Origin of the sequence: Streptomyces sp. UG1, from assembly GCF_049974585.1 — a bacterium.
In the GTDB taxonomy this organism is placed as follows: domain Bacteria; phylum Actinomycetota; class Actinomycetes; order Streptomycetales; family Streptomycetaceae; genus Streptomyces.
Genome location: NZ_JBNGGG010000129.1, coordinates 1 through 1,523, shown reverse-complemented (window position 1 = coordinate 1,523; position 1,523 = coordinate 1). Strand labels below are relative to the sequence as shown.

The 1,523-nt window shown below is 70.0% G+C and carries 1 protein-coding gene; it reads left to right on the top strand.

Annotation, left to right across the window (positions count from 1 at the left end; translation table 11 throughout):
• Positions 1–144: 144 nt before the first annotated feature.
• The gene (locus ACP4J3_RS50615) at positions 145–1,227 is read left to right on the top strand and encodes an IS110 family transposase (RefSeq protein WP_426545042.1); all 1,083 of its coding nucleotides are present in this window, start codon (positions 145–147) and stop codon (positions 1,225–1,227) included.
• Positions 1,228–1,523: the final 296 nt, after the last annotated feature.

Here is a 1,523-nt window from a genome sequence, read left to right as displayed (position 1 = left end):
TGTAGACCGTATGTAGCGGCCGTTCTGAGCTGTGGCTGAGGTCGGCTGCCGCGCCGAAGGCCGATGCCCCGCTGGGAAGTTGACGCGGGTTGCCCACCGGTGAGCACGGTGGCGGGTAGTGCCGCAATTACCGGGAGGCACCGGATGTTTTCCGAGCGTACTTCGGTCGGTCTGGATGTCCACGCCCGCACCACGACGGCTTGGGCCCTGGACGCCGAGACGGGCGAGATCTACAGCGAGCGGCTCGATGCCGAGACGCACAACGTGCTGACGTGGGTGGCCACGCTGCCGCAGCCGGCCGCCGTGGCTTACGAGGCCGGGCCGACCGGCTTCTTCCTGGCCCGGGCGCTGGACGGGATCGGCATCCGCTGCGTGGTAGCGGCCCCGTCGAAGATGGAGCGGCCCGCGGGCGACCGGATCAAGACGGACAAGCGGGACGCGAAGCGGCTGTCCAAACTGCTGCGGATGGACGAGCTGCCGGTGGTACGGGTCCCGACCCTGGCCGAGGAGGCCGCCCGGGATCTCGTCCGAGGGCGCGACGACGTGCGCCGGGACCTGGCCCGGGCCCGCAATCGGATCTCCAAGCTGTTACTGAGGCAGGGCCGGGTCTGGCGCGGCGGCTCGGGCTGGACCTACATCCACCACGAGTGGTTGCGCAAGCAGCGATTCGACGACGCGGACACCCAGTTCGCCTTCGACAACGGATACGAGGAGGTCCTGGCCCTGGAGACCATGCGCGACCGCTTCGACCAGCGCATCACCGACGCAGCCGCCCGCCCCGAATGGTGTCCGGTCGTGCGCCGCCTGGCCTGCCTGCGCGGCATCGACACGCTCTCCGCGTTCGGCCTGGCCGTCGAGGTCGGCGACTGGCACCGGTTCACCGGCGCGACCATCGGCGCCTACCTCGGCCTGGTGCCCAGCGAACACTCCTCGGGCCCCAACCGCTTCCAGGGGCCAATCACCAAGACCGGCAACAGCCACGCCCGCCGCCTGTTGGTCGAGGCGTCATGGCACCACTACAAGCCCTACCGCGGCCCGGGCGTGACCCTGCGCCGCCGGATGGAACTGGTCTCCCTGCCCGTGCGGCAGCGGGCCGACCTCGGCAACCGGCGGCTCCACCAGCGGTGGGAATCCTTCCTGTCCCGGAAGAAGAACACCAACGTCGCCGCCGTCGCGGTGGCCCGCGAACTGGCAGGTTGGTGCTGGAGCTTGGCGGTGATGGACTGACCCTGCGGGGTCCACAGAACGGCCGGCGGGAGGCCGGACGTGCCAGCGCGAGGGATGATGCCCGCGGACCCTATGAGCACCCGCCCCGGCGGGCCACGCTCGGCTGTAGACCGGAGGCTCCGTCCCCGACGAACATCCGGTCATGCGGTAACCAACCCGCGGATATCAGGCTGACCGCGCGTCGACGCACGACACGACCCCGGCCTCCCGCCGGTCCCACAGCACTACCCACAGGCCCGCACCGACGAGTCCGTATACCCCTGCCCGCTTGACAAAATCGCCTACATATCAGGTTC